The following is a 21,329-nucleotide window of genomic DNA, read 5'->3' on the forward strand; positions in this document are numbered from 1 at the left end:
GAATATTACCATGTCAGAACAGTACCAATCAAGAGAGGAGCGCCGAAAGAAACTCCAAACCAAAGGTAAACCAAAAACAAAGAAAAAATCCGGTGGATTAATAAAGAAAATTTTTCTAACCTTAGTGGCCCTTGGTATTATTGGAATACTTTCGGGAGTGGGGACTTTCGCCTACTTAGTAAAGGATGCTCCCGTACTTGACCCAAAATTATTAAAAGATCCAATCCCTTCGAAGATTTTAGATAAAGATGACAAGTTGATTACCGAAGTAGGTGCAGTTAATCGGGAATATGTAAATTACAAAGACATACCACAAGTAGTTGAAAATGCCATTTTGGCAACAGAGGATTACCGTTTCTACAAACACCATGGTATTGACCCGATTAGATTAGGCGGTGCTGTGTTAGCTAATATCCAACATGGATTTGGTTCTGAAGGTGCCAGCACCATTACACAACAAGTGGTTAAAAACTCATTTTTAACTCCTGAAAAAACCTTAAAGCGGAAAGTCGAAGAAGCCTGGCTCTCTTATCAGCTTGAACAGCAATATACTAAACACCAGATTTTCGAGATGTATGTAAATAAGGTTTATGTTTCTGAAAATAGCCATGGTATTGCAACTGCAGCAAAAATCTTTTATGGAAAAGAATTAAAAGATTTAACATTATCAGAGGCTGCCCAAATTGCTGGGATGCCGCAAAGTCCTAATAATTATAATCCTTTTGATCATCCAGATTTGGCAGAAAAGCGACGAAATATCGTCTTAACATTAATGCATCAGCATGGTTATATTTCAAAACAAGAAATGGAAGATGCGAAAAAGGTTTCTGTTAAATCAACTGTATTAAATGAAAAGCAGCGTCAAGTAAAAGAAAAACCATTTGATTCCTTTGTTGATGCTGTTATTGATGAAGTGAAAGAAACGTCTGATTTTGATATCTTTACAGATGGTTTAACGATCCATACGACTCTGGATCCAGATGCGCAATCATATGTAGAAGACATTCTTAATAAATCAGACATTATTGATTATCCAGATGATGAATTCCAAGCTGGGGTTGCTCTCCTTGATACAAAAACTGGAGAAATTCGGGCAATTGGAGGCGGAAGGAACCAAAAAGTAAAACGTGGGTTTAACTATGCCATCGATACACAACGTCAACCAGGTTCAACAATCAAGCCTGTGCTTGATTATGCTCCCGCGATTGAATATTTAAATTGGGGAACTTTTGAAATGATTGAGGATAAACCAATAACCTATTCATCCGGGAAAAAGTTTGGGAACTGGGACCAAAGCTATAAAGGACCGATGACGATTAGAACAGCACTGCAATTATCACGAAACTCACCAGCGGTTCAGGCTCTACAGCAAGTTGGTCTTGATAAAGCCAAAGACTTTGCAATTGGTTTAGGTATTCCTTTAAAAGAAATTTTTGAATCCTACGCAATTGGCGGTTTTAAAACGGGGGTTTCCCCACTTGAAATGGCTGGTGCCTATAGCGCCTTTGGCAATAATGGCATTTATACAAAACCACATGCTATTAGAAAAATCAAGTTGCGTGATGGAACCTTTATTAGCACGGAACCTGAACCAAAAGTGGTAATGAAAGATTCGACCGCTTTTATGATTACCGATATGTTAAAAAGTGTCCTCTTATCTCCAGGGACAGGAACAAGGGCGAAAGTTCCCGGACTTCCAATCGCCGGTAAAACCGGTACAACGAATTATACTGATGAGGAAATACAAAAATGGGGTATTCCGAGCAGCAGGTCCGTTCCTGATGCCTGGTTTACTGGATATACAACTAATTACACTGCGTCTATTTGGACAGGATACAAAAACCGAAGTACACCCATCAACGCGGTCGGAAATAATCAACGTTTAGCCCAATTAATTTTTAAAAACTTAATGGAACATGTATCAAAGGATATCGATACACCTGACTTTACAATGCCAAACAGCGTTCAAAGAGTAAGTATTGAAAGAGGCTCGATGCCGCCGGTATTGGCAAGTAAATATACCCCTGGAAGTCAAGTTATTACTGAGTATGCTGTGAAGGGACATGCACCAAAACGTGTCTCCCAAAGGTATGACAAGCTGAATGCTCCGAAAAAACTAAATGCCAAATATGATGAAGTAAATAAAAATATTAACTTAACATGGGATTACAATAATTCCAACGAGGCAAATGTTACTTTCGCTGTAACGGTAAATAGCGGGACTGGTCAAAAGCAATATAATCAAGCAGGAACATCTTTAAACATACCTGCGGTACCTGGTACTAAATATTCTTTCACGATTGTGGCAATCAGTGGTGATCGAACAAGTGACCCAGCAACGGCATCTATTGACATACCACTACCTATTCAAGAAGAAAACCCAGGTAATACCAATCCTGGCAATGGTACTAATCCTGGTAACGGTAACGGCAATGGAAACAATGGGAATGGGAATGGGACCGGTAACGGCAATGGAAATGGAAATGGAAATGGAAATGGAAATGGAAATGGAAATGGTACTGGTACTGGTACTGGCGATGGTAACGGTACGGGTAATGGCACAGGAACTGACAACCAAGATGACGGCGTTACTACTCCACCAGATACCCCAGTCGACAATGGGACAGTAGATGGAGCAAATTCAGGTACACCTACAACATTACCCTAACTAAAATGAATAGTAAAAAAGCGTCTAACCTTTAGGTTTAGACGCTTTTTTTAGTATACTTCTTTTCGAATACAGCTTTTCTTGCTCCACCATTAACTCTGATAACTGGCGATAGGAATGATATAGATTTGGTCTAGACATGATAAACCCTAACCGTTCTTCCACATTGACAGGTTTAAACTCAAATTTATTAGAGTTAAAAGGTTCATCCAGAGTTGCAGGCACTTCATTTGACCAAGCCAAGAACTGAATAAATAGTAAAATTCCTTTTTCCATCAGCACTTTTGCGTTTTCATAATCTCGTTCACGAAATAGTGCTTCGAGTTGGACCTTACTATTTTCCCATTCCTTCAGTAGGCCGGAAATGTTCTCAACCTTTTTATCCATTGATAGAAACCTTACCTTTCATCCGCTTTTTGCCCTCCCTACATAGCTCTACTAGTGGGCAGCTTGGACATTGTGGATTTTGGGCTTTACAATGATAGCGGCCGAAAAATATCAAACGATGATGTGTAACTGACCATTCGTCTTTTGGAATCTTCCTCATTAATGTTTTTTCCACTTCGAGTACAGAATCCTTCCAACGGCAAATCCCTAGCCGCTTACTCACTCTTTCAACGTGAGTATCTACTGCTATAGCAGGTACATTAAAAGCAACGGACACAACTACATTTGCTGTTTTCCTGCCCACACCAGGGAGCTTTGTTAACTCATCACGATCCATTGGGATTTCACCTTTATACTCTTCTAATACCATTCGGGAAAGGCTTTGAATGTTTTTAGCTTTATTTCGGTAAAGGCCAATCGAACGAATATCGTTTTGTAATTCTTCTAGTGAAACCTCAAGATAATCCTCAGGTGTTTTGTATTTTTCAAATAACGATTTAGTCACTTTATTTACGAGCACATCGGTACATTGTGCCGATAAGGCCACAGCAATGACTAGTTCGAATGGATTTGAATGATTTAATTCACAGTGGGCCTCTGGAAACATCACACCCATTTGATCAAGACAATAACGGATTTGGGTATTATTCAACATTACAATCACCTACTACTATTAAAATGAATAAAACGAGAGATAACTCCCTCGTTAATCAAGACTATTGTTCTAACCAATTGTAAAAGGGCACAGTCGGTTGATGTGTTTCACCCTTCACAGTTCCTTTAGGTGTTTGCTTTTGACGAAATTTAAGTCCATGGGTTTTCGCTTGCTCTATCGTTTTTATCCCATTTTTCTTCCACTCAAAAAGAATTCTATCAATATACCGGAAGTTTAATTTTCCAGACATTACAGCTTCCCGTAAGGCTGCTTTGATAATAATTGGGTCGTGATGATCATCATCCATCCACATGGCTAGGGATTCACATTCAAATGGAGATAACGGTCGGCCAAATTCCTTCTCAAAACAAGTATAAAGGTCGGTTTCGTCAGCCTTCTTATCAGTTTCCTTGTTATTTTTATTATTTTTCAAGAAATGTTCGACAAGTCTTTCCCATAAAGGGATGACAGAATACTTTTCATATCGGATGCCTTCATTCGTATATTCATCGGTAATTTCGATAAAACCTCTTTGGATCAACTTTCTAAGCATTTCATTACATTCCGAAATGGATACCGTCATTCGTGCCGATAACTCATCTGGTGTAGGAAATTCATGCCCTTTTTCTAAAAAGGTTAGTATATTTAATAAAAGAACTAGTTCATATTCATTTAAATTTAGACTGCGGTATTCAGAAAATAATAATGTTGGAACGGTGATATTACCTTCTTGAATCCATGCTAAAAAGTTTGTTTTCATCATTTGGACACCTCCAGTTAAGTATACCACGAACAAATTATCGGAGTAAGAGATTTAGGCATCCATCTTTGGTAACTAAAAGCAAAAAGCCTGCAGGCTTTAGCAGACTTTTACGCTTTTAATTATTGACAATGCTTGATTTGGATGTAACAAATTGGTGGATTCTCTCCACTGCTTTTTCCAATAATTCTAAAGAAGTTGCATAGGAAAGTCGAATGTTATCAGGAGTCCCAAATCCTGAACCAGGGATAACAGCGACCTTAGCATCGACCAGCAAGGCTTCAACAAAAGCATCAACATTTTGATATCCTGTCAATTCAGCAGCTTTCTTTACATTTGGATAAAGGTAAAATGCTCCTTGCGGTTTCACACATGTTACTCCGGGAATCGCTACTAGTTTATCAAAAATAATTGATAATCTTTTTTCAAATGCCTGGCGCATATCTTCTACTGGCTGTTGAGAGCCATTGTAAGCAGCGATTGCTGCATACTGGGCTGTAGTTGTCGGATTAGATGTACTATGGCTTGCGAGGTTTGTCATCGCCTCAATAATTACTTTATTTCCAGCCGCGTACCCGATTCTCCAACCTGTCATCGAATGTGATTTAGAAACTCCATTAATTACAATGGTTTGGTCTTTAAGTTCAGGAGAAAGTTGTGCGATCGAAACATGTTTATTTTCCCCATAAACTAGCTTTTCATAAATTTCATCTGAAACAATGAGAATATTTTCCTCAAGACAAACTTTTCCTAACTCATAAAGTTCTTCTGCTGTATACAACACACCCGTTGGATTGCTAGGTGAATTAATAATAACAGCTTTTGTATTTTTCGTAATGCCGCTCTTTAATTGTTCTGGGGTTACTTTAAATTGATTTTGCTCTAATCCTTCGATATACACAGGAACGCCGCCTGCTAATTTGACTTGCTCTGGATAGCTGACCCAATATGGAGTAGGGATTATAACCTCATCACCATCATTTAATAGGACTTGAAATAATGTATAAAGAACGTGTTTAGCTCCATTTCCTACAATGATTTCATTCAGTTTATATGTTAACCCTTGGTCCGCTTCAAATTTCCTAATAATTGCTTTTTTTAATGCAGGTAAGCCTGCTGATGGGGTATACTTCGTATGCCCTTCAATCATGGATTGTGACGCAGCATCTAAAATATATTGTGGAGTATTAAAGTCAGGTTCACCTGCTCCCAAACCGATAACGTCTTCCCCTTGTTCCTTTAATTCCTTTGCTTTTGCAGTAATTGCTAATGTTGTTGAAGGTGTAAGTGCCTTCACTCGATTTGCTAATTCCACTACCATAAATATTTCCTCCATTCTCCATCACATCTATAGGTTTTCGATTTTCTTTAGCCATTCACCTGTGTCAAAGTGAACATAGTAATAATTTATTAAATTATTATTAGAACGATAATATATTTCCCACAAGGGGATATTTTTTTCCATGCCAAGTCGCACTGAAATAACCTTTTTAGGACTTTTTTCTTGTAAAAGTTTCTGAATGGCTTCTTCTTTCGATAACCCATCCTTTGCCTTTTTCACGTAAACTTTTTTACTTTTTTCAGGAATCCAAACGATGATTTTTTCACCTTTATTATTTTTTCCCTCAATGACATTAACAGTTTCTATGCCATTATATATATGAAAATCCTCAACTTCTTTTATAGATATTTCCTTGTTGGCTAGTGCAACCGCTTTTTTCTCTGCAACTTTAACAGGATCCACAGACGTGAAATACACTTTTATTAATAAACCAAAAATCACTACTATAAATATTACTATAAATATAATCCACTTTTTCATTAAGCACTCACTTCTTTATGTACGATAAATGGTAAAAATCGCTGTATTTTTATCTTCTTGATCAAGTGCCAGTCCAAACATAAGATCTTTTTGCTTCAAGGTTCGATTAAGGGCATCAACAATTTTATACAAATCCGGACTGTGCTGGATTTTTACTGTTGATAACACTTCAATTTTACTTTCCATCCTTTTCCCTCCAATATTTGCCTATTTCTCTACAATAATTGATAAATCTCAACCATTATTATAACAGGTGGAAGCAAAAAGCGGGTCTGTGATTATATGAATTTTTCTAATTTTTTCTTAGTTATCCTCTTCGACAGGGATCGTTATTACTTCATAGTTTGAATTAGTGAATTTTATCGTGACGGTACCATGTTTTTTGGTAGTATAGATTTCTGACCAAGTTTCATGGAGATCGACAAGAATGTCAGGGTCATGCTCCTCTTCTTCTGGTGCAAATAGAATCGAAATTTGCGGATTTAAATACTGGATTAATTTTTCAGATAAAGAGTCATCCATTGCACAATTAGGAATCTTAAAAACATTAATATTCTCCAAATTCTTCTTCATCAAGGTTTCCTCCGCATGTGGTGTAAATGAAGTCATAAGGAAAATGCGGTGATTAAAAAAATCCAGTGTCAAATCCATGCCCTCATTGGGTTCATTTCCAACAAATTCGACCACTGCAGTCAATTCCGGAAGAATGGTTTTTTTTGTGCCCTCACCCCAGGTGACGACTGCAGGTTTATTTGGTAAGCTTAGTTTATTTGTTATTTGGGTAGATAACTCCGGTGTTGTGATAATTTCTTTAATACTATACTTCGTTATTAGCCTATTCATTTGTTTTTCTGAAAGCTCTAGTTCGTTCTTTGTAAAAATTAGCTTCGAAATTTTCTTCACATCGTAAAGATAAAGCCATCCTTCCAATTCTGCATCCGTCTTTTTCCCACCGGCATTTACCAAGATATTTTCACCATTTGAGCCTTGAATAAGGGTTGAATCACCTTCTGACAGGCCTAAAAAAGTAACAGCAACTTCATGATCCTTAATATTTAAATCAATGTTTTCAATATTATTTAAAGTAGTCGTCTTTGATGCCTCTACCATGAGTGTCGATTGAATGAATATGGCCATTATTAATAGTAAGGTTCTCATGACACACCTCCCATAATATAGGATGTGTTTTTTTACCAAATATTATCCAGAATATCAAATAATTGGTCCAACTGATTTATTATAACCAAGAGTCAATAATTTCAGCTAAATCATCCATCTTACCCTTTTTTATGGGAACATTGGGAATTGATTTCAAAAAGGCCTTCCCATACTTGGTCGTTACAATTCTTTTATCAAAAACCACAATAATTCCACGGTCATTTTCCGTACGAATTAACCGACCAAATCCTTGTTTAAATCTAAGGACCGCTTCTGGTAGTGAGTATTCAGAAAAAGCATTACCCCCGCGTTTTTCGATTAACTGACATTTTGCCTCTGTTAAAGGTTCATCAGGGGGGCTAAATGGGAGCCTAACAATTACAAGGCAGGATAAGTCCTCACCAGGTATATCTACCCCTTCCCAGAAACTACTTGTCCCTAGCAATAATGCCTTATCATACCTCTGGAAATTTCTAGTAAGCCTAGTTCGGCTGCCACTGGTTATCCCTTGGGCAATCATTGCATAGTCATGCAAAAAACCACTTTCTTTAATTAGTTCATAAGTTTTCTTTAGCATGTCATAGGCGGTAAATAGAAGCAGCATTCTTCCTTTTGTTGCCTCTGCAATTGTGATGATATGCTCAGTAATTGAAATGACATAATCTTCTAACGATACCGTGTTTATTTCTGGTAGGTCTTCTGGTATTAAGAGTTGAACCTGTTGATTATATTCAAATGGCGAAGGAATGTTCAACTGTATCGTTGAAACTGTATCAAGTCCAATTTCCTTCATGATATAGTCAAATGATTTATTCACAGTCAAAGTAGCAGAAGTGATCACTACCGCTTTTTTAAGTTGAAAAAATTGTGCATTAAGTTGGTCGGCCACAGATGCTGGCTGAGCTATAAAGGTTGTAACATTTTGCGGTGAACGAATATCTATTTCAATCCATTTGACATCGTTCGTTTTTTTAATAAAGGAATGAATAACCGTGTCCCTTAATTCCGATAGATCATTTAGAAAGGATTGAATTTCTTCCATTTTATTTTCTTGGGAACGTGTTAACGAATTACTTTCCCTTTTGATCCATTCGAGTCGTTCAATAATGACTGAATGAAGATCCTTAAGTAAAAAGGCAAACCTTTCTGCACTGTGGACAAGTGCCTTTTTTTCTTTTACCTCGTCTTGAAGAGAAAAGCGCACCTTGGCACGGTTAATTCCTCTTTTATTTGTAAGCTTGGCTTTTGCAAAAATAGCAATCAATTGAAAAAATTCGTCTGTTTCAAAAGCAAGGTCAACATTTATTTGATTTAACTTAGTTGCAGGTGTCATCACTTCAGGTTTCCTTGGTATAGAATCAACTAGCTTCTCCAATTCATAAAAAAGCTGTTTTTGTTCTAAAACACCAAATTGCCCCAATAAGAGCCGGGTGGATAAGTAATCTAATGTATGACCAAAAAACTGACTTGCTACTTTTTCAAAATGATGTCCTTCATCAATGATAGCGAAAGAAAAATCGGGCAAAATTGTGCCTTCTCCTTTAATATCACTTAATAGCAAAGAGTGATTGGTAATAATAATATCGGCAGTTTGCACATTTCTTTTGGCCTTCAAATAAAAATCTCTTTCTTGCCAAGCTTGGTTCTGCATAAACATAGCGGGTTCGTTCTTAATTTTATTCCAGAATATTTGCCCGCCGCTTGATAGGTTTAACTCATCCCGATCCCCTGTTTCTGTTTCAATCAGCCAAACAAGAATTTGCATTTTGGTTAACCCTGTATCGTAATTATCATTATCATCTGCAAGTGTCTGATTAAACTTTTCTAAACTAATATAATGATTCCTCCCCTTGAGGAGCACAGAATTAAGCTTAAAGGGCAAAATTTTATCTAAGATTGGGATTTCATTTTTTAGAATTTGTTCTTGTAATTGAATGGTATGCGTGCTCACTACAATAGGAAGCTCTTTCTGCCTTGAAAAGTAGGCAATCGGCAGCAGGTACCCAAGTGATTTTCCGACACCGGTTCCAGCTTCAATCAATGTATGGTTTTCATTTTGAAAGGATTGATACACAGTATCCATCATGGTAAATTGGCCTGTCCTCTTCTCAAAGGCTGCAAAGGCTTGTTTTACTAACTCGGTTTTTTCATCCTCACTTGCAGGATAATTATATTCTTTACCTTTATTCATCTTTCCTGACTGCTCAGGAAGCCTTTTTAAGGCTATCCCCTTAAAAATCTCGAATGACTCCGAAAATTGTTCAATCGTGTCATCTTTGTTTACGAGTATTTCATCAAGAAACTGCTGTAGATCACTTTTGAGACCGCCAGAAAGATGTGCAAGCTGTTTTAGCGTTACTCTAGGTAAGGATGTCAAACGATCTAAAAGAATTAAGAAAAGCTCAGCAGTTACCTGTGCATCACTATCAGCTTGGTGGGGGCGATCATGATTAAGATTTTCTTTCTCTGCTAAATCCGATAACTTATAACCATCAGCTGTCGGATAAAGTATTCTTGCCATTTCCACCGTATCAAGAACAGGGCCAAAGAACCCTTCCTGACCTGATTGGATTAATTCTTCCTGAAGAAAAGACAAGTCAAATAAAACATTATGTGCAACAAAATAAGCCCCATCCAGTAAAGTCATGACCTTTTCTGCTATTTCCGAAAATAGGGGAGCATCCTTCACCATGTCATCATTTAAGCCGGTCAATTCTTCAATAAATATTGGAATGGATTTTTTCGGATTTATTAATGAGGAAAATTTTTCTGTGATTTTTCCATTTTCAATGACCACAGCAGCAAATTGGATGATTTTGTCACCCTTTTTTGGAATGTTTCCCGTTGTTTCCAAATCAATTACGACGAATTTATTTATCATTTCATTAACACCCCAAACCTTCGTTCATTAAAACGGTATCACATTATCTTCAAAAGAAAAAGTAAACACTACTAGGATGCTTCCCATTCTACCATTATCTTTACGATCTTTTTTATTTTTAGGTTATGTTAAACTTGCCTGTTGATTTCCGCTCCAATCAACAGGGTGCCAAATTAACTAAGAGCTTTAACTAAGCGTATATTTATTATATTAAACTGTCCATAAAAAAGAAAAATCCCCGAAATTGGGGATTACATGATGGTTAGGGCTGGTTCTGCATTGATTAGTTCTTTAATCCGATTGTCTTCATCCATGATCGCTACTTTTGGTTTATGTGCTGCTACCTTTTCTTCAGCAATAAGGGCGTAGGAAATGATAATAACGATATCACCTTTTTGAACCAAGCGGGCAGCTGCACCATTTAAACAAATGACACCACTGCCTCTCTCGCCAGGAATTATATAGGTCTCTAGACGCGCACCATTGTTATTGTTAACAATTTGCACCTTTTCATTTGCAATCATTCCAACTGCATCTAATAAGTCTTCATCAATCGTGATACTGCCTACATAATTTAGATTAGCCTCTGTAACAGTTGCTCGATGGATTTTTCCGTTCATCATGTTGCGAAACATTATATTCCTCCCCCGTTCTCTTTTTTCTATCAATCTATATTCGTAATGTAATTGTCTATTAATCGTACCTTCGTAAATTTTACAGCCAGTGCAATAATAATTGTACCCTCTAATTTTTCCAGTTGCTTTAATTGTGGATAGGAGTAGATTTGGACATAATCAATTGTACCTGTTGATTCATTGGTAATCATTTCACTAATCATACTAATTAATTTCGCTGGGTTCCGCTCACCTTCATTAATTGCTGCCACTGCAGCTTGAAGGCTGTGATACAGTACAGGAGCTTCTTGTCTTTCCTTTGGCAGAAGATTAACATTCCGAGAACTCTTAGCAAGTCCGTCATTTTCACGAACGATATCGACTGCAATAAGTTCCACAGGAATATTAAAATCAGAAACTAACCCCTCAAGAACTGCCACCTGCTGGGCATCTTTTTTTCCAAAATATGCTCTTGTTGGCATGATAATGTTAAAGAGCTTTGTTATTACTGTAGCAACGCCATCAAAATGGCCTGGGCGGGATTTCCCACATAAAACATCCGTGCGATCACGGACGTTAACTTTAACTGAAGGTTCGTTTGGATACATTTCCTCAACGGATGGATGGAAGAGAAAATCGATCATTTCACTTTCAGCCAAGGCGCGATCACGATCAAAATCACGCGGGTATTCAGCATAATCCTCTTTTGGTCCAAACTGTAATGGGTTAACAAAAATGCTTAGGACAACGATATCATTATCTTGTCTTGCTTTATTTAAAAGTGTTAAATGACCTTCATGCAGAAATCCCATCGTTGGTACAAAGCCAATCGATTTTTCTGAGAGCTTATGCTTATTTATGATTGACTGCATTTCCTTAATGGTTGTAATAACCTTCATTTCGTACCTCCATAAAGCCCTTTCAGTTCCTGTTCCTTCATTGTGAAAGAATGTTTTTCTTCAGGAAACCGTTCATTTTTAACGTCAGCTGCATAGGCTTGAATTGATTCAATCATAAATGGATTGACAGCATGATATTGTTTGACGAACTTCGGTACGCGATTTACGCCATAGCCTAGAATATCATGATAAACGAGAACTTGACCATCGACCGCAACCCCGGCTCCAATACCAATAACTGGAATAGAAATCATTTGGGTAACTTCCTCGGCCAGTTGTTTTGGGACACATTCAAGAACGATAGCAAAGGCACCGGCTTCTTCGCACTTCTTTGCATCTTGGAGCAATTTCCTTGCTGCTTGGGCATCTTTCCCTTGCACTTTGTATCCACCTAATACACCTACAGATTGAGGGGTTAACCCCAAATGGGCACAAACAGGAATACCGGCTCTAGTTAAAGCAGTAATTTTTTCAATAACATCATCTGCACCTTCTAGTTTAACCGCATGTGCACCCGTTTCTTGTATTAGTCTGGCAGCATTTAATAATGTATCCCGAACGGATAAATGGTAAGTTAGAAAAGGCATATCAGCGAGAATAAAGGTATCTTTTGCTCCACGTTTTACAGCTTTTGTATGATGGATCATGTCGTCAAGCGTTACTGGTATGGTTGAGTCATAACCAAGGACTACCATCCCAAGAGAGTCTCCCACCAATATAACGTCAACTCCGCCCTCTTCAGCTTGCTTAGCCGAAGGGTAATCATACGCGGTTAACATAACGATTTTTTCATTATTTTCCTTCATTTTCAAGAAATCTGTTGTTTGCTTCATCAATTTTCCCTCCTTTTATATGGGAGAGGGGATAAAAAGATTTTAAAAGAGCAAATAAAAAGATCCTTCTGAAGGCAGAGGATCCCAGTTACACTTTTAACATGCTTCATCCCTCTGTCCCGGTCCGCTACACGGATCTAGGCAGAAACCTTTTTAATTGTTAGTTTCGTAAAGGTGCAGTTCTCAGTGGATACTGCCCATTGAATAGAATTATAACAAATTCTACGAAAAGTTCAAGCTTTTAAAACTCAATATCCGCAGAATAGATATGATGAATCGTACCGGTCAAATCTTCTAACTGCAGCACTCCATCATTGGTTATTCCTAGTGCTTTTCCTTCAATCGTATTCGTAAGTGTTCTAGCTTTTATGTATTTACCGATACTGCCGGCATACCCCTCCCATAAAAGCTTTATTGGAAGAAATCCTTGTTCTAGATACAGCGTATATAATTTTTCAAAGTGTTTGAAAATAGATCTAATTAACTCTGCTCTCGAGACAGTTTCTCCATCTTCGATAAATAGGGAAGTAGCTATTTCTTGAAGTTCTAAGGGGAAATCTTCTTTCTTCTGATTCACATTTATACCAATTCCTATGATAATTGAATGAATAAGGTCGGCCTCCGCTTGTAACTCCGTTAATATTCCCGTTACTTTCTTTCCGTTAATAAGAATATCATTCGGCCATTTTATTTCGGGAATAAGGTCAGTCATTTCTTCAATGGCTTGAACAATCGCAACTGCTGCGAGCAATGTCAATTGTGGCGCATTGCTTAGGGGTATATTCGGACGTATAATCATACTCATCCATATACCTGTATATTTTGGCGAATGCCATTTTCGGGCCATTCTACCCCTGCCTGACAACTGCTCTTCAGCGATGATGACCGTGCCTTCAGGGGCATCTTCTGAAGCAAAGTGATGGGCAAGCTTTTGGGTAGACTCCACACTTTCTACATAATGGATATTTCTCCCTATAAAGTTTGTGGTTAAGCCAAGCCTTACCTCATCTGCAGTCACTTTTTCAGGAGTTTTTAGAATCCGGTAACCTTTGTTTCTAACGGCTTCTAATTCAAATCCTTCCTTCCTTAATTCCTCAATATGCTTCCATACTGCCGTCCTTGAGCAGCCAATGAGTTCTGCTAGATGCTGCCCTGATAAAAAGGTGTCACCTGCAGTTGTAAAGGCATCAAGTAATTCTTTTCTTATTTCTGATTGCACTTCATTAGCCACTCCTTGATCTTTTCTTTGTCGTTATCTAGATTTCCGGCTAGGATATTTTCTTCGATGGTTAAAAGCGTCTCCTTAAGCCATGGTCCACCTCTTTTATTGAACCAATCCATTACGTCATTTCCAGTCACATTCATTTCTGAACGGTCTTTTATCGGCAGGGTTTCATACAGCTTAATCCAATGTTCAATCGATTGAACTTCGTTGATCCCATTAATAACATGGTAGAGCTTTTCCGTTGATAGGATATGATCATGACCAGCAGAGTATAGGTCATATATGGACCAATCTTGTTCAAGTCTTTTTGTAAGGAAATGAACAACTTGTTGAATCTCTCTTATTTCCTTAAGTGCAAGCCGCCACTCTTTTAAAAATAACTCTATCTCTTTTTCTTTTAAATTTATACAGAAAATTAAGAGTGACCACATTTCACTTTTATTAAGATTCCCACTGTTAAAACCACGTAACTCCTCTAATTGCTGCCTTTTTCCCTTCAAACCTGGTAAATAAGAATAAATATTTGCTTCAAGGAGAATACTCAACGCTTTAGTCTTATTTTTACCAATTAAGAGTTTCTCAAACTCCGCCCTTTTTCTCTCTACAGCAATGTTATCAAGCAAGTGAACAAGCTTTGCTAATGCTTGAACCGTACCGCTTTCGATTTGAAAAGAGAGTTGACTTACAAACCTTACTGCTCTCATCATTCTTAAGGCGTCTTCTTGGAAGCGGTCATTCGGACTTCCAACTGTTTGAATTATTCTATCTTGAATGGCTATAAATCCATTAAATGGGTCAATTAATTTTCTATTTCTGTCCATCGCGATAGCATTCATTGTAAAATCTCTGCGCTGTAAATCCTCTTTTAAGTTGCGGATAAAGGTAACCTCTTTGGGTCTTCGATAATCTTGATAGTCTGATTCGGTTCTAAAGGTGGTAATTTCATATCCTCCATTATTAACAAGAACGAGAACTGTTCCATGTTCGATTCCAATATCCACTGTTTTCGGAAAAATCCTTTTCACTTCTTCGGGGGTTGCGCTTGTTGCAATATCAACGTCATTAATCTCTCGTTTTAACAGATAATCTCTAACGGATCCACCAACAAAATAGGCTTCAAAGCCAGCATCCTCCAGCTTTTTTAATACAGGACTTGCTGCTAAAAATGGGTCAATCATTTTACTTCACCTTAATTCAGTAAATTAAAATATATTTGTTCATATTGTTCAACAATTTGGTCAGCCTTAAATTTAGTTTTTGCTGTCTCCACAGATTGTTTGGAAAATTGCTGATGAAGGTTCTGATCAACTAAAATAGCTAATGACTTATTAGAGATATCGTCGATGTCGCCTACTTCACAAATAAATCCATTCATTCCATGATTAATAACTTCTGGTACACCACCAACATTCGTACCGACACAAGGAACTCCACATGCCATTGCCTCTAATGCAACAAGTCCAAAGCTTTCCTTTTCCGATAATAACAGCATTAAATCACTGATGGAATACAATTCCTCCAGGCTCTCTTGTTTACCTAAGAAAATGACTTGATCTTCTAGTCCAAACTCTCTGACAAGTTTACAGATGATGGTCATTTCAGGGCCATCACCGACCAATAGTAGCTTGGCTGGCATTACAGATGCAATCTTTGCAAAGGACTTTACTACATCTTGTACCCGTTTTACTGGACGGAAATTGGAAACGTGAATAATTACTTTTTCATCTTCTTTTATTTCAAATTCTGACTTTAAAGCACGTGCATCACTTTTTTTATAAATGCGGTCATCAATAAAGTTATACACTGTTTCAATTTGTTTATCTGGATTGATCAACTCATAGGTCTGGTCCACTAGAGCTTTGGAAACTGCTGTTACCACATCCGATTTTTCAATTCCAAATTTAATCGCATCTGTCAAAGAAGGATCGTAACCCAAAACCGTTATATCGGTACCATGTAATGTCGTGACAATTTTAATATCTCGATGGCTCATTTGCTTTGCTAGTATTGCACATACAGCGTGAGGAATAGCATAGTGGACGTGGAGCAGATCTAATTTTTCCCGATTAGCCACTTCCGCCATTTTACTTGCTAAGGCAATATCGTAAGGTGGGTACTGAAATACAGAATATTGATTCACTTCAACCTGATGATAATAGATATTATGGTACATTTTATTTAATCTAAATGGAATACTTGATGAGATGAAATGAATTTCATGTCCCTTTTCAGCGAGCATTTTCCCTAATTCCGTTGCTACTACACCTGAACCACCTACTGTCGGATAGCAAGTAATACCAATTTTAAGTTTCCTCATGTTTATTCTCCTATCAAATCACGATTCAAAAGGATTGGAACTTTCGTTTTGAACCCTTCAGCAAATGTAACACCAACCAACTTACCAAACATTCTTTCCCTTGACTCAACTGTTTCAATATAACCATTTACAAGCGGAGTACTATAGCTTTCTTCTGTTTGCTCGAATTGGCTTTTGTACTCCCTCAATGCTTGGAGTTTTTTATCCATATATTGAGTAATATCAATAGTAAAATCTGGTTTATGAAAACCATTAATCATATAAAAATAAACTCTCTCCACCCGATGTGCAGGTTCATTACCTTCTGTTACATATTTTCTTATGGCAGATGAAAAAACAGCTTCCTCCACTAAACTAGCACAATGACCATGGTCAGGATGGCGGTCTTCAAAATAAGGTGCAAACACAATCTGAGGCTTGTATGTTCTAATAATCCTTGCAATCTCTCTTATGTATTCGTCTTTAAGAAATAATCCTCTATCTGGAAAACCGAATGATGTACGCATAGAGACGTTTAGTATCCCTGCAGCCTTTGCCGCCTCCTCTTTTCTTAGGGGTACATTCCCATTTGAAGAAAGGTCGGCATCTGTTAAGTCACAGATACCAACTTGTTTCCCTTGGGAGGTCAATTTAGCAATCGTTCCAGCCATGCCAATCTCGACATCGTCCGCATGTGCTCCAAAAGCAAGGACATGAAGGTGCTGATTAAACATTGATTCCACCATTCTCTTTATTTAGATTTCTCCACTCAATAAGCCCCAGTTCTAGGCCTCTTATTAATAATTCTGCAGTTCCCATATTAGTAGCAAGTGGAATCGAGTATACATCACATAGTCTAACCAATGCTGTTACATCTGGTTCATGTGGCTGTGATGTTAATGGGTCACGGAAGAAGAAAACAGCATCCATTTTATTTTGGGCAATCAATGCTCCGATTTGCTGGTCACCACCAAGGGGTCCAGATTGAAAACGAGTTATACTTAGACCCGTTGCCTCACTAATTCGCTGTCCAGTTGTCCCAGTCGCGAATAATGTATGCTTCGAAAATATATTTTGATAAGCAGTCGCGAATTGAACCAAATCATTTTTCTTTTTATCATGAGCTATTAAGGCGATATTCATATATTTACTCCCTATTCTAAAATATTTTCTAGTCCATAAACAAAAGTATTATGTGTCATTACAGATTCTACTGCCACTTTTACACCCGACATAAAAGAGCCGCGATGGTATGAATCATGCCTTATTGTTAGAGTCTGACCATCAGATCCAAATAACACCTGTTGGTGGGCAACAAGTCCAGGTAAGCGTACCGAGTGAATATGCATTCCATCGAACGTTGCACCCCGCGCACCTTGAATCGTTTCTTTTTCATTTGGGTGCCCCTGATTTTTTTCCTCACGAACTGCAGAAATCATTTCTGCTGTTTTTACAGCTGTTCCTGAAGGAGCATCCAGTTTTTGATCGTGATGCAATTCAATAATTTCTATATCGTTAAAATATTTCGCAGCCATTTGTGAGAATTTCATCATTAACACAGCACCAATGGCAAAATTCGGAGCAATAATACATCCCAGTTTTTTCTCATGACAAATATGTTCTAATTCCTCTAAATCGCTTGCAGTAAAACCTGTTGTTCCAACCACCGGTCGAACATTGTTTGTAAGTGCAGTTTTTGCGTGATGCATGCCCACCTCAGGTGTGGTTAGATCAATCAAGACATCCGCATGGACATTTTGCAGGCATGTTTCGATATTTGCATAAACGGGTACGTTATGTATTGAATGAAAGCCTTCCAAGTCGCTAAGCATCATTCCATCATATTTATGATCCACAACAGCTAAAAGTTCAAAATGATCAATATTCGTTACTAACTTCACTGCTTCACTGCCCATTCGGCCGCGGGGACCAGCGATGATAATTTTAATTTGTTCCATAAAGTTCACTCCATTTTTTCTTCATTAATTCTTGTCCACCGATTTTGGTCTCTTGTCTTAAATTTTTCCATTACATAATTATGTGCATCTTCTAAGCTGATATTTAAAGAGTTAGCAAAACAAATTAATACAAATAAAAGATCACCAAGTTCTTCTTCGATGGCTTTTTCAGTTTCACTTGTTTTTTTGGGTTTCTCACCATAATAATGGTTTACTTCTCTAGCAAATTCCCCTAGTTCCTCTGTAAGTCTTGCTAGCATCGCAAGCGGACTGAAATACCCCTCTTTAAATTGACTAATGTACAAATCTACTTCTTGCTGAAGGTCTTTCATCGTCTTTTCTTTGGCCATATATTTCACCTCATCAATAAGACTGATAATTATGTTCATATCCTTATTCTATTGTTTATGTTAGCTAAATTAACGCCGATTTACAAATGTTTTCATATATATTACCCTCTTTTTCTCTACTCATTGCTCTAACATTTTTTATTCGATATAATAAAAACCGCCATATAAGAAAATTTATGGTAGAGGGGGGTTATTAATGTTACATGGTCTTAAAGTAAAAAACATATTATTTATCCTACTGGGAGCAGCGATAATGTCGTTTGGCCTTGTCAATTTTAATATGCAAAACAAACTGGCAGAAGGCGGCTTCACAGGCATCGCACTCCTATTTTATTTCTTGTTTAAATGGGATCCATCCTATTCAAATCTATTCTTAAATATTCCACTTTTTTTTATAGGGTGGAAATTGTTAGGACGTAATACATTTTTATATACCATATTAGGGACAGTCGGGGTGTCCATTTTTTTATGGATATTTCAACGCTATTCCATTGATATGCCACTTCAAAGTGATTTAACATTAGCTGCATTATTTGCAGGAGTTTTTACAGGCATTGGTTTAGGCGTGATCTTCCGTTATGGAGGAACTACAGGTGGAGTCGATATTATTGCTAGGCTTGTCCAAAAATATGCAGGCTGGAATATGGGAAAAACAATGTTCTTGTTTGATGCATGTGTTATCGCTTTATCTTTGGTAACATACTTAAATTATAAACAAGCAATGTACACACTCGTAGCTGTGTTTATTGGTGCTAGAGTAATTGATTTCATGTTAGAAGGTGCTTATTCAGCGCGAGGAGCTATGATTATTTCGGAAAAGAACGAGCAAATTGCCGCTAAGATTATGGAAGAAATGGACCGAGGAGTAACAGTCCTAAAGGGATACGGCTCTTACACTAAAAGTGAGCGTGAAGTCTTATATTGTGTTGTCGCAAAAAATGAAATAGTCCGTTTAAAAAATGTCATTACTTCCGTTGATCCCCATGCATTTGTCTCCATCACGATTGTCCATGATGTCCATGGAGAAGGTTTCACACTCGATGAAAATAAAATGCCTTTAGTAGACTAGGCTGTGTGTTAAAGGTTCTAGGGCTCTATACTTGGCTGTTGATTTCCGCTCCAGGCTCTTCGCTATCCGCGGGCGGTCCGGGGAGCCTCCTCGGCGCTACGCGCCTGCGGGGAGGTCTCCCGCAGGAGTCTTCGCGCCTTCCGCTCCAATCAAATTGGCTATAAAATCAATAATAACACTAAAAAAGCAATGTCCACTTTTGGACATTGCTTTTTTTAACTCTTAGATCAATCCTTTAAATCTCTCGAACGGTCTTTTTTCATATTCTTGTCACCTTGATACTTTCTCCAGCCAACATAGGATAATGTCATGATAATAATGCTTCCTGTCGAAATAATAACCCACCAAATGTTTGGATCTGCCTCATCCTCTTCCATGTTAGAAAAAAGATTAACTAAGTCCGTATCAAGTTTTTCCAACTCCTGTTGGCTTTTAGAATCATTTACAACTTGGGAACGGTATTCATTAATAAAATCTATCCGTGCGTCTAGTCTTTGAACATTTTCTACAGACACATCAATTTTCATACTCGGATAGATTACGTTATACAAGGATAAAAAGGAATTAAAGTTTGAATGAAAGTGCCCTGAATCACCCTTAATTGCCGCATCTTTTGCTTGGTGAAAAGCTGTCATTATTTGATCTTCCATTTCAATCCATAATGGTTGGTGACTTGTTGCAATGGCATCAATGACAAGACGAAATTTGACTAATTTATTTATTCGTTCCTCATATTTCATGTTGGAACTAACTGCTGCTTCCACTGCTTCATCATGGGAGGTATTAATTATTCTTACTTCATCCATTGTTAGCGACGGTTCATTACCGGTAATGCTTGTGAATTGATCCGAAAAATAATCAAGCAGTCTTTTAGCATCTTCATATCTATGAAACTTCACCATTTGGAGAGCTTCATCTGATATATCATCAAGCTTCTCCATTGGCGATTGTTGTTCTGCATTTACAGTTATGGGAGTAAGCATCATGATAATTGCAAAGAAAAAAAACCATTTGTTTCTCAATCCTTGTCCCCCCTTTCATTACTAATAAAATGTATGTAGGGGTGGACAAGGTTAGACCATATGGGATTATTTTATTTCAAGTTTGTAACTTTTGGGACGAATTGAAAAATAATAGGCTAGACCAATCGAAAGAATCGAAAGCCAGAAAGTAAAATAGCCAATTTGTGGTGTATAGCGATCTAGCATATGATAGCTTGGCAACATGAAAAAAACATAATCAATAACATCATTATGTAGTGTCCAAATAGCTGTTAGAATTAAATGCCACCATTTAAATCTGTAAAATGGAGCATATAAAATACCTTGAACAGCCATTGCGAAATGGGACAAGATTAACATATAGCCAACCGCATCTAGGTCCCCTTGAACAAAATAGACTAGGATATTCATTACTACTGCCCAAATTCCATATTTAAAGAGAGTGACAATTGCTAGCGCCTCTATTAAGGGCCAATTTTTCTTCAATAGAAATGCAACTAGAACAAAAACAAAAAATAAACTAGCTGTCGGGCTGTCAGGAACAAACAGGAGAAAAATTGCAGGTGTCTCCTTTAGCTGCCACCCATACCAGTAGTACCCATAGATTGTTCCGGCAATATTAACAATCAATAACAGCTTCATAATCGATCGATTTGCCAAGAGAGGATAGATCCAACGCACAAAAACTCTCCTTTTATGTTTGTTTTTTTATCATGAAGAAAAAAGCTGACGATCTTTCGTCAGCTTTTTATC

The 21,329-nt window shown here is 37.5% G+C and carries 22 protein-coding genes; 2 read left to right on the top strand and 20 right to left on the bottom strand.

Annotated elements, in window-relative coordinates:
- The first annotated feature begins 10 nt into the window (after positions 1-10).
- Positions 11-2,668 carry a transglycosylase domain-containing protein gene (locus AB7942_RS05820; RefSeq protein WP_369446166.1) on the top strand — a complete coding sequence of 886 codons (2,658 nt, stop codon included), beginning with the start codon at positions 11-13 and terminating at the stop codon, positions 2,666-2,668.
- 24 nt (positions 2,669-2,692) lie between these two features.
- Here the strand turns inward: AB7942_RS05820 and AB7942_RS05825 are convergent, their stop codons facing one another.
- From AB7942_RS05825 to AB7942_RS05910, 18 genes are all read right to left on the bottom strand, one after another.
- The gene (locus tag AB7942_RS05825) at positions 2,693-3,055 is read right to left on the bottom strand and encodes a YpoC family protein (RefSeq protein ID WP_369446167.1); all 363 of its coding nucleotides are present in this window, start codon (positions 3,053-3,055) and stop codon (positions 2,693-2,695) included.
- A complete protein-coding gene (nth, locus tag AB7942_RS05830) occupies positions 3,048-3,710 on the bottom strand; it encodes an endonuclease III (protein ID WP_369446168.1) in 663 nt (220 codons plus the stop codon). The genes AB7942_RS05825 and nth overlap by 8 nt, the downstream gene beginning before the upstream one ends.
- A 61-nt stretch (positions 3,711-3,771) precedes the next feature.
- Positions 3,772-4,473, bottom strand: coding sequence for a DnaD domain-containing protein (locus AB7942_RS05835; RefSeq protein WP_369446169.1), 702 nt, complete (start codon positions 4,471-4,473; stop codon positions 3,772-3,774).
- Positions 4,474-4,588: 115 nt separating this feature from the next.
- Positions 4,589-5,791, bottom strand: a complete 1,203-nt coding sequence (locus tag AB7942_RS05840) for a pyridoxal phosphate-dependent aminotransferase (RefSeq protein WP_369446170.1) — start codon at positions 5,789-5,791, stop codon at positions 4,589-4,591.
- Positions 5,792-5,818: 27 nt separating this feature from the next.
- Positions 5,819-6,292, bottom strand: a complete 474-nt coding sequence (locus tag AB7942_RS05845) for a cell wall elongation regulator TseB-like domain-containing protein (protein WP_369446171.1) — start codon at positions 6,290-6,292, stop codon at positions 5,819-5,821.
- A gap of 15 nt (positions 6,293-6,307) precedes the next feature.
- On the bottom strand, positions 6,308-6,478 hold the full coding sequence (locus AB7942_RS05850) for a YpmA family protein (protein ID WP_088088772.1): 171 nt from the start codon (positions 6,476-6,478) through the stop codon (positions 6,308-6,310).
- A gap of 117 nt (positions 6,479-6,595) precedes the next feature.
- Positions 6,596-7,450 carry a ComEC/Rec2 family competence protein gene (locus AB7942_RS05855; RefSeq protein WP_369446172.1) on the bottom strand — a complete coding sequence of 285 codons (855 nt, stop codon included), beginning with the start codon at positions 7,448-7,450 and terminating at the stop codon, positions 6,596-6,598.
- A gap of 79 nt (positions 7,451-7,529) precedes the next feature.
- Complete coding sequence (gene dinG / locus AB7942_RS05860; RefSeq protein ID WP_369446173.1) at positions 7,530-10,331, bottom strand: ATP-dependent DNA helicase DinG; 2,802 nt, start codon at positions 10,329-10,331, stop codon at positions 7,530-7,532.
- Between the two features lie 251 nt (positions 10,332-10,582).
- Entirely contained in the window at positions 10,583-10,966 is a 384-nt protein-coding gene (gene panD, locus AB7942_RS05865; protein ID WP_168244898.1) for an aspartate 1-decarboxylase, read from the bottom strand.
- Positions 10,967-10,995: 29 nt separating this feature from the next.
- Positions 10,996-11,844, bottom strand: coding sequence for a pantoate--beta-alanine ligase (gene panC, locus AB7942_RS05870; protein WP_369446174.1), 849 nt, complete (start codon positions 11,842-11,844; stop codon positions 10,996-10,998).
- The gene (panB, locus tag AB7942_RS05875) at positions 11,841-12,677 is read right to left on the bottom strand and encodes a 3-methyl-2-oxobutanoate hydroxymethyltransferase (protein ID WP_335439953.1); all 837 of its coding nucleotides are present in this window, start codon (positions 12,675-12,677) and stop codon (positions 11,841-11,843) included. The genes panC and panB overlap by 4 nt, the downstream gene beginning before the upstream one ends.
- 241 nt (positions 12,678-12,918) lie before the next feature.
- Positions 12,919-13,896, bottom strand: coding sequence for a biotin--[acetyl-CoA-carboxylase] ligase (locus AB7942_RS05880; RefSeq protein WP_088088778.1), 978 nt, complete (start codon positions 13,894-13,896; stop codon positions 12,919-12,921).
- Positions 13,881-15,080, bottom strand: coding sequence for a CCA tRNA nucleotidyltransferase (locus AB7942_RS05885; RefSeq protein ID WP_369446175.1), 1,200 nt, complete (start codon positions 15,078-15,080; stop codon positions 13,881-13,883). Before AB7942_RS05885 ends, AB7942_RS05880 begins: the two co-directional genes overlap by 16 nt.
- An 11-nt stretch (positions 15,081-15,091) precedes the next feature.
- Positions 15,092-16,219 (bottom strand): N-acetyl-alpha-D-glucosaminyl L-malate synthase BshA, encoded by a 1,128-nt coding sequence (gene bshA / locus AB7942_RS05890; RefSeq protein ID WP_088088780.1) that lies wholly within the window; start codon positions 16,217-16,219, stop codon positions 15,092-15,094.
- Positions 16,220-16,221: 2 nt separating this feature from the next.
- A complete protein-coding gene (bshB1, locus tag AB7942_RS05895; protein WP_369446176.1) occupies positions 16,222-16,932 on the bottom strand; it encodes a bacillithiol biosynthesis deacetylase BshB1 in 711 nt (236 codons plus the stop codon).
- Complete coding sequence (gene mgsA, locus AB7942_RS05900; protein ID WP_369446177.1) at positions 16,925-17,341, bottom strand: methylglyoxal synthase; 417 nt, start codon at positions 17,339-17,341, stop codon at positions 16,925-16,927. Before mgsA ends, bshB1 begins: the two co-directional genes overlap by 8 nt.
- A gap of 11 nt (positions 17,342-17,352) precedes the next feature.
- Positions 17,353-18,156 (bottom strand): 4-hydroxy-tetrahydrodipicolinate reductase, encoded by an 804-nt coding sequence (gene dapB / locus AB7942_RS05905; RefSeq protein ID WP_335396720.1) that lies wholly within the window; start codon positions 18,154-18,156, stop codon positions 17,353-17,355.
- Between the two features lie 5 nt (positions 18,157-18,161).
- Positions 18,162-18,506, bottom strand: coding sequence for a nucleotide pyrophosphohydrolase (locus AB7942_RS05910; RefSeq protein WP_098931636.1), 345 nt, complete (start codon positions 18,504-18,506; stop codon positions 18,162-18,164).
- 196 nt (positions 18,507-18,702) lie between these two features.
- On the opposite strand from AB7942_RS05910, the gene AB7942_RS05915 reads away from it, so the two are divergent.
- Positions 18,703-19,575 carry a YitT family protein gene (locus tag AB7942_RS05915; protein ID WP_369446178.1) on the top strand — a complete coding sequence of 291 codons (873 nt, stop codon included), beginning with the start codon at positions 18,703-18,705 and terminating at the stop codon, positions 19,573-19,575.
- A gap of 227 nt (positions 19,576-19,802) precedes the next feature.
- On the opposite strand, the gene ypjB is transcribed toward AB7942_RS05915, so the two are convergent.
- Together ypjB and lhaT are read right to left on the bottom strand one after the other, a co-directional pair.
- Positions 19,803-20,597: a sporulation protein YpjB gene (ypjB, locus tag AB7942_RS05920; protein ID WP_251032678.1), complete on the bottom strand. Its 795-nt coding sequence runs from the start codon at positions 20,595-20,597 to the stop codon at positions 19,803-19,805.
- A gap of 66 nt (positions 20,598-20,663) precedes the next feature.
- Positions 20,664-21,257 carry a lipoprotein heptaprenylglyceryl N-acetyltransferase LhaT gene (gene lhaT / locus AB7942_RS05925; protein ID WP_369446179.1) on the bottom strand — a complete coding sequence of 198 codons (594 nt, stop codon included), beginning with the start codon at positions 21,255-21,257 and terminating at the stop codon, positions 20,664-20,666.
- Positions 21,258-21,329 lie beyond the last annotated feature (72 nt).

This window comes from Neobacillus sp. BF23-41 (assembly GCF_041106275.1).

Bases quoted from the DNA above. Each gene is read 5' to 3' on its own strand.
- AB7942_RS05820 (WP_369446166.1), top strand. From the start codon at position 11: ATGTCAGAACAGTACCAATCAAGAGAGGAGCGCCGAAAGAAACTCCAA.
- AB7942_RS05825 (WP_369446167.1), bottom strand. From the start codon at position 3,055: ATGGATAAAAAGGTTGAGAACATTTCCGGCCTACTGAAGGAATGGGAA.
- nth (WP_369446168.1), bottom strand. From the start codon at position 3,710: ATGTTGAATAATACCCAAATCCGTTATTGTCTTGATCAAATGGGTGTG.
- AB7942_RS05835 (WP_369446169.1), bottom strand. From the start codon at position 4,473: ATGATGAAAACAAACTTTTTAGCATGGATTCAAGAAGGTAATATCACC.
- AB7942_RS05840 (WP_369446170.1), bottom strand. From the start codon at position 5,791: ATGGTAGTGGAATTAGCAAATCGAGTGAAGGCACTTACACCTTCAACA.
- AB7942_RS05845 (WP_369446171.1), bottom strand. From the start codon at position 6,292: ATGAAAAAGTGGATTATATTTATAGTAATATTTATAGTAGTGATTTTT.
- AB7942_RS05850 (WP_088088772.1), bottom strand. From the start codon at position 6,478: ATGGAAAGTAAAATTGAAGTGTTATCAACAGTAAAAATCCAGCACAGT.
- AB7942_RS05855 (WP_369446172.1), bottom strand. From the start codon at position 7,450: ATGAGAACCTTACTATTAATAATGGCCATATTCATTCAATCGACACTC.
- dinG (WP_369446173.1), bottom strand. From the start codon at position 10,331: ATGATAAATAAATTCGTCGTAATTGATTTGGAAACAACGGGAAACATT.
- panD (WP_168244898.1), bottom strand. From the start codon at position 10,966: ATGTTTCGCAACATGATGAACGGAAAAATCCATCGAGCAACTGTTACA.
- panC (WP_369446174.1), bottom strand. From the start codon at position 11,844: ATGAAGGTTATTACAACCATTAAGGAAATGCAGTCAATCATAAATAAG.
- panB (WP_335439953.1), bottom strand. From the start codon at position 12,677: ATGAAGCAAACAACAGATTTCTTGAAAATGAAGGAAAATAATGAAAAA.
- AB7942_RS05885 (WP_369446175.1), bottom strand. From the start codon at position 15,080: ATGATTGACCCATTTTTAGCAGCAAGTCCTGTATTAAAAAAGCTGGAG.
- bshA (WP_088088780.1), bottom strand. From the start codon at position 16,219: ATGAGGAAACTTAAAATTGGTATTACTTGCTATCCGACAGTAGGTGGT.
- bshB1 (WP_369446176.1), bottom strand. From the start codon at position 16,932: ATGTTTAATCAGCACCTTCATGTCCTTGCTTTTGGAGCACATGCGGAC.
- mgsA (WP_369446177.1), bottom strand. From the start codon at position 17,341: ATGAATATCGCCTTAATAGCTCATGATAAAAAGAAAAATGATTTGGTT.
- dapB (WP_335396720.1), bottom strand. From the start codon at position 18,156: ATGGAACAAATTAAAATTATCATCGCTGGTCCCCGCGGCCGAATGGGC.
- AB7942_RS05910 (WP_098931636.1), bottom strand. From the start codon at position 18,506: ATGGCCAAAGAAAAGACGATGAAAGACCTTCAGCAAGAAGTAGATTTG.
- AB7942_RS05915 (WP_369446178.1), top strand. From the start codon at position 18,703: ATGTTACATGGTCTTAAAGTAAAAAACATATTATTTATCCTACTGGGA.